This is a genomic window from Rhizobium sp. BK176, assembly GCF_024808055.1.
This window is the reverse complement of sequence record NZ_JANUBV010000058.1, coordinates 1-6,357: the sequence shown is the minus strand read 5'-3', so window position 1 is coordinate 6,357 and position 6,357 is coordinate 1. Positions and strand designations below refer to the sequence as shown.

General features: G+C 54.8%; 3 protein-coding genes and 2 pseudogenes. 4 read left to right on the top strand and 1 reads right to left on the bottom strand.

Translation table 11 applies throughout. From position 1 onward, the window contains the following. Window positions 1-204: pseudogene (locus tag FHT76_RS41050) on the top strand (hypothetical protein); the annotation flags it as partial. 2,537 nt (window positions 205-2,741) lie between these two features. Here the strand turns inward: FHT76_RS41050 and FHT76_RS41045 are convergent. Next, window positions 2,742-2,960 carry a hypothetical protein gene (locus tag FHT76_RS41045; protein ID WP_183758301.1) on the bottom strand — a complete coding sequence of 73 codons (219 nt, stop codon included), beginning with the start codon at window positions 2,958-2,960 and terminating at the stop codon, window positions 2,742-2,744. Window positions 2,961-3,425: 465 nt separating this feature from the next. Here FHT76_RS41045 and FHT76_RS41040 point away from each other — a divergent pair. From FHT76_RS41040 to FHT76_RS41030, 3 genes and pseudogenes are all read left to right on the top strand, one after another. Continuing rightward, window positions 3,426-3,772, top strand: a pseudogene (locus tag FHT76_RS41040) (hypothetical protein); the annotation flags it as partial. 1,010 nt (window positions 3,773-4,782) lie between these two features. Continuing rightward, window positions 4,783-5,058 carry a hypothetical protein gene (locus FHT76_RS41035; RefSeq protein WP_246712829.1) on the top strand — a complete coding sequence of 92 codons (276 nt, stop codon included), beginning with the start codon at window positions 4,783-4,785 and terminating at the stop codon, window positions 5,056-5,058. A 559-nt stretch (window positions 5,059-5,617) separates the two neighbouring features. Continuing rightward, window positions 5,618-6,064, top strand: a complete 447-nt coding sequence (locus tag FHT76_RS41030) for a hypothetical protein (protein ID WP_183864903.1) — start codon at window positions 5,618-5,620, stop codon at window positions 6,062-6,064. Window positions 6,065-6,357: the final 293 nt, after the last annotated feature.

The window sequence follows — 6,357 nt, the reverse complement described above, 5'->3', positions numbered from 1 at the left end:
GCCGCTTCGCCGCTCGCTCGCTACGGCGCGATTGAGAACGCGCTCACGAGCGGCTTCGCTACCGCCGACCTACACCATTCGGCGGGACACGACCTTTTGCTGCAACGGGAACGGCGAAAACGGGGACTGTCAGCCTATTCCGTCACAAGCAGTGCGACCAGCGGGCGGTGGGTACCAGATCGCGCTGAAGCCAGGCGACCATAGGCTCGTTACGCGTCCACACCTTTTCCTCGTTCCGCAGTCCAGGGCCTTGGAATCGCCGGACGGTCAGTTTCATCTGTGTCTGTTCCCAAACGAGGATACTGTCCGGTGCTTTTACGCGCCGCCCTTGAATTTCTAATCAACGAGCGAACCAGCCACCTGGAAAATCATTAATTGAGGGTCGTGTGCGTGGAGCGAGACACCGAGCGATTGGTGAGGAGGAGCCAGCGGACTATATCGTTTGAAGATCACGAGCCTGCGCCGCAGACAGTACCAGAATGAAAAAATATGGCCTGTCAGCATCAAGATCTGTCCGGTACAAAGGCCAGGCTTCATGTTGGAGCCGCACCTGAGCCTCGGGAACCACCGAGGCTAATTTTTTGGTCGTTGGCAGCTGATCGAATCGAATGCTTGATTGGCTCACGAGGGAATGGTCGTCTCTACGTGCATCCGAGCCCCCCGGAAATTACGATAAAGTTGGAATCTCCGACGGCGAACCCGAAAACGCATTTGTTAAAGTCGCAAACAGGCCGTGATGGAACCTTTTTTTGTGCCGCCTATTTCTCCGATAAAGCCGGTGTTCCCATGTCACGATATTTATCGTTTTCTACGCAAGCAGCCAGCGCTCAGAATGAGCCGGCTTCAAGAAATTTTCTCGTTTATCGGCGGATCGGCACGATGGTCTTGTACGCAGCCACTATCTTGCTGGTGATCGTGACGGGATGGATCAGCATGGGACTGCTCGTACCTTCATAGACGCAAGCCTTTCCAAAGCTTGGGCAACCTCGCACGATGAGAGGGTGGAAGGCTCAAAGGCACGACGGGTATGCCGAGAGCCTTTCCGGTCCAAAGAGGGTTGTGTGCGCACCACAGATATCGCACATGCATGACGACGGATAGCAGCGTGCCTCACTTTGTGCGGGTATCGTGCATTCCGCGTCACCTTAGGGAGCGCATCGGGCAACGCCCGGCACAGAGCGTTCAACGTGAAAGGAGAAGAATTTCGGGCAACAGCATGAACAGGCTAGTGCCAGATTTCTGAAGCTCTATTTCGGGGCTGCGTACCTTTTGTTCAACCCAATAGTTTACCCATTTTTGATCGGAGCCAGAATTTCAGGCTCGGCCGCCGGATAAAAATGACGGTACTGTCCTCGCCCGCGTAAGCCGGGACTACGCGCGCTTCGTAAAGACCGTCGTCACGCTGTATGGATCCGAGCCGTGGCCCGATTGGGCGACCAAGGCGGCTCTCTGCGTCAGTTAAGTAGGTCAAGGGATTTGCCCCTTTTGCAAGATCCATTGCATGCCACGCAAAACGAACAATCGGCGCCAAGCGGCTTTAGCGGAGCGAATGCATCTGTGACCGGCTGGACGGGCGATATCCGAACCGTCTTGATGCCGTGCTTCTTGACCATGGACGCCGACCGTTTTGAAGCTTTGCGAACGCGATCCAGTCCCTGCAGAATTTTCAACATGTACTTTGCTTCAACGGCTTCCATCCTGGCGAGAGGGACGCCATCGAGCCGAGCAGGCTCAAGCGTTGCCTCGTCGATGATGGACCAGTGTTCGCCTTCCATGCGTAATCGGTATTCTTCGGCCATTACCAGCCCCCTGTTGAGAACCAATTCCAGTCTGCTGCAAGGGCGCGCGTCCAGCTACCTAGCATATCGGGCAACTCTCCCGCTCAAAAGTTGTATATCTACTCGCCCTAATTCGCACATTGCGCGCCTCGGCCTTTTTGAGGGGTGCGTGGTTCGGTGCCAGTACGATGTGGCACCGTTCTTCCCTTTCCTTCGCCGCCGAGGATTTTTTACACAATGTCCAAATTGGGCTGATCCATTGGGCGATCTGCTCGTTAAGTCCCAGTGGCAAGGTTGGTCCAGCCCAGCAGTCGCTTCGTGGATCAAATTCGAAGTCCAATCTCGTCTCGGCTCACGTGTCGAACGCCGGATCTGGCGGCCGCCCCCTCAGCGAAGCCGACGAACATCCCCTTCAGGGATAGCAACAACGATCGCGCACTCGTCTGCTCGATACCAGTTGATCGATGACTGCCTTGGGCGGCCAGCAGCGGTCGCGACTCCACATTTGCATCAGTCGATGGTTAGTGCGACCTGCTTTTCTTGTCTCGTAACCGACGACGCCGTTGGCCTTGCGGTAAAGGCAATAAGTCTTCGATCTGTTGCACAAGCCTGGATTTGTCGAGCTTGAAGGCCCAGGGATGACATGTCTGGAGGACGGACTTCAATGAGCGACAGGGCTTCATCGACAGAGGGCGCGGGACAGAGGACCACGTAGGCTTGTTCTTCCGAAACGAGAGCCAGACCAGTTGCAATGAATAGCCATCCTCGCCGATCAACGCACAGGTGGAATCCATCGGTCCTCGCCATTCGGTTCCAACTAATCTCAAAGTTGTTGAAGGGCGGAAAAGCCGCCTTCAGGTTTGCAAGAAATCGTTCAAGCGCACATCCGGACCCGTGACCAGCACGACCTATCCCGATCTTCGTCCCCACGGGCGACGGCGTGTTGCCTGATGACATTTTTCATCAATGCGTTAGCAGAAGTTCTTCCTGGCTGATCAAGACGAGAAACAGCCCCTCGTCCAATCGCGAGACAACGTCGCCATCTTCCGTCAGATAGTCGATTTTCGTTGGATCGGGGCTGATGTTTCCCCTTTGGTCGATCCTCATCTGCTCGATGACGATGCAAGGTCGCCCAGCGTGGCTGGAGCACTGGAAGCGGTTCGTCTCCTTATAGAGGTGCATGGGACTATCCTCCCGGTTGAGATGGATGGAATAGCTATCAGCATGCTGCAATTTGAGGATGCGACAATAAAGATTAGAAATGGGCGCAACTGCGAAAAGTCAATAAGGCCGGCGCCGAGCCCGGGTGTCAAAGCGTGGTAGTCAACGGTACCAAGAAGCAGAATCCACCTGCGTATAGCGCGGCGATCAGGATGAGACGGATCTCACCGTGATTGTCGCCGCGCACCTGCGGCTGATTTGAAACATGAACGAACGGCTGGATTCAGCGAAACGATGGAGGAGATCTGTCAAGTGCGACGTCATTAGTCCCTGCGTCGCGCAGAGAACCCGAGAGTGTAAGGCTCGGCGCGGAAGAGGAACCGCCCTTGGAGTTTTCCTTTGCGATCGTCGTTCTCGGCTTGATCCGGCTGTGTTTGGGTTTTCGGGTCGCAGCCGTACGCCTGGATTGAGAAAGGAAGAGGTTGCGCGTTTCGAGCGGACGCAGGCCGTGCCGGAGCGACGTCGGAGATCACGAACTGGTAGATGAACTTTGCAACGTGAGTCCGGAGTTTGCTGCGCTGTGGCAGGAGAACGATGTTATTGCCCATAGAGAAGGAACCAAGAGGCTAAAACATCCGATTCTCGGCGACATCGAACTGAATATTCCGGGTTTGCCGTGGATGGTAGGCCCGATCTACCTAGTCGTCTACAATCCCGTCGGTCCCCGGGTGGCGGAACGTATCCGGATGCTGGTCGCCAGCAGCGATTGCAGCCTTGACACGCCGGATGTGCCGATGACTGGCGTCCCTTTTTCAGGGAAACCAGAGCTCTAGAAGGTCGTTTCCTGGACCAGCCACCACACGGGAAGGAACGCCAAAGCAATGGCAACGAGCCAAACCGATGCGAACTTTACAAGATACTGCAGTCTGGCTTTCGTCTGATCCAACGCAAACAACATAACGAAACTCCAACGCCCCGGCGCACAAAAACATCATGCAACCATTGAGTCGAGTGCGGAACTGCAACACTCGCCATCGCTTTCATCGCCCGAGCAAAGGTCCCGATGTTAAAGAACCATCTCCTGGGAGACCTTTACTTCTCGTTCCGGTGACAGTAGCAGCCTGTCAGCCTTCTCATATCAGACGGATGCTGCCGGCTACTTTGCGCTGTCGCTTCAAGGAACCGCAACCGGCGGCATTCGCGTAAGAGGCAAGTCCCAGCAGCCCGAATGTCACGCAAGTTGATGCCAATAGTTTCTTCATTTCAGTTCCCCTTTCTTGTGACGGCTTTCAACGTTCGAGTGGTCCGCCGCGAAAGACCGCTCCAAAATCTCTACGAAAACCATTGTCGCCGGTGAAACTACCGTCGACATCCCGTTGTCCCGAACCGCATATGCATGCGTCGCCTTCTCGCCTCATGCGCCTCAAATCTTCCGTCCGCAATGATCCCAACGGTTCGATGTCTTAGTGTCGAAACACCAATCCAAAGCTTGCAATCTCGACACTTTGCGTCCAGCGAAAGGTCGACGTTCTGAATAGTATCGATCCGGAAACTATAAAGACTTCGGGGCCTTGAAGAGTGTTCTTTCGAAGTGAAGCGAGAGTGGTGAAACGAACAAGGGCTTACTTCGTCAGGTTGAGCGTTGGGGCAGCCAAAAACCGAGCCAGTTTGCGTGGGGCAGCATAACCGAGCATTCCGCATCGTTCGTGCCCTCTCTGAGGGAACCGTTCCGTGTCGGGAAGGTTAGCTTCTCAGAGAAGAGACTTTTGGAGGATTACCAATGACTGTGTTGAAGAGAATTGCTATCAGTTCTGCCCTGGTCGCGAGCAGCGTCGTCGGATTCATGTCACCTTCCATCGCCCAGGATCTCGAGTTCAGGGTGGGCCCAGGGGGCGTCGGAATTCATGATCGTGATAATGATCGGCACGGGGATTGGTCCGATCGAGGGTCTCGCCGGCGCTGCGATCCTGATGATGCCCTTGACAACGCACGCGATGCCGGATTTCGAAGGGCTCATGTCGTGCGGATTTCGCCACGTAGCGTTGTCGTAGAGGGCATGACCCGCCGCGGGCCAGACAGGATCATCTTCGCTAACGTTCGCGGTTGCCCCGAGGTGTAAGATCCAGCAAGGTTCAACGTTGTCATGAAAGGCGGCGCCCATCCCTAAAACCGAGGCCGTTTGGGGAGCACGAAAGACTGTAGCACGATGGCAACAATGTACGCGAAACGGCAGGCCTTGCTGACATACCGAGGCTTCGTTTGGCATTGATGTCCAAATCCATTGGTGTCTATCGTCGACCACATGCCGTTCAAACGGCCAAAACAGGCGGGCAATCATGAGCCGCCGCTGCGCCGTTCGTTCGGCCGAGCCGACGCAGCCTAAGGTCGTGGGAGGCACTGAGTTGGTGCCGACCACGACATGGCGGCGACAAGCGGAGTTGTTGAATAGGCAACGATAGAACTGGAGAGGACGTCCTCAATACGACGTCCCTCTAAGGGTCCGGCCGAGAGCGCACCCCCAACTCGGTCCACTAAACGATAGCTTGCCATTCGAGCAGCCGCATCTTCCGACCTGGCGTGGACCTTCCACCCTCCAAATGGCGTAGCATAGAGAGTGGCAATACATCTGGAAAGAAAAATCGGAGGCTCTAACTCCAGTAAGGTATCTGGAGCGTGGAATGTTTCATAAGTATTCGAGCCTGAGGAAATTGAAAGGTGTATTGGCCGATACAATTCAAAGATCGGAATACGCTTTGGGAATACGGGCACTATACGACAGAGAGGTCATATTCGCGCTTGATGTAGAGCACCTAAATTTTGAGTTGCCTCCATTTCCGGTAAACGCTGAAGCGATTTGGAACTGGATCAACGAACAGATCGTGGGGTCGCCCGGTCAGGAGACTTTCGTTTACGAGATCAACCTCGACGGAGAGGATCGCGAAGACCGGGTGATGGAGAAGCTGGTAGAGATTGGCGAGGGAACAGGTATGACGGCCTGGACATTCGATCTGGAAAGCGAGGAGAGAAAAACATATTCGCTTAGGTTCATTGTGATAACCATTCCGGACAAGAGACAAGCAAAGGAATTTCGTGTGAAATTCCACGGCAAGAATATTCTACCGTGACACCGGCTTGCGAGCCTCTGATACCGAAGTTGGGTCCAAGTGTCGTCGGCCAGGTGTCCTTCGCCTGCAATGCTTGTGTTGAAAACGATAATTTTATTGCCGGGCGGGCGTTGCCCGACATTACACGTTCTCATTAAATGGCTACTTCCTGTCGATAATAGCCCGACAAGGATTTCGGTCTGTCGAAGGCCCCTGCCGTTGACCTTGCCCCCAAGTTTTATCCAGTTTTAAGTTCGCTCCGGCGGTTTTGGGTTGCTGTATTTGGGGCGGTAGCGGCGGGTTGCGGTGCGGAG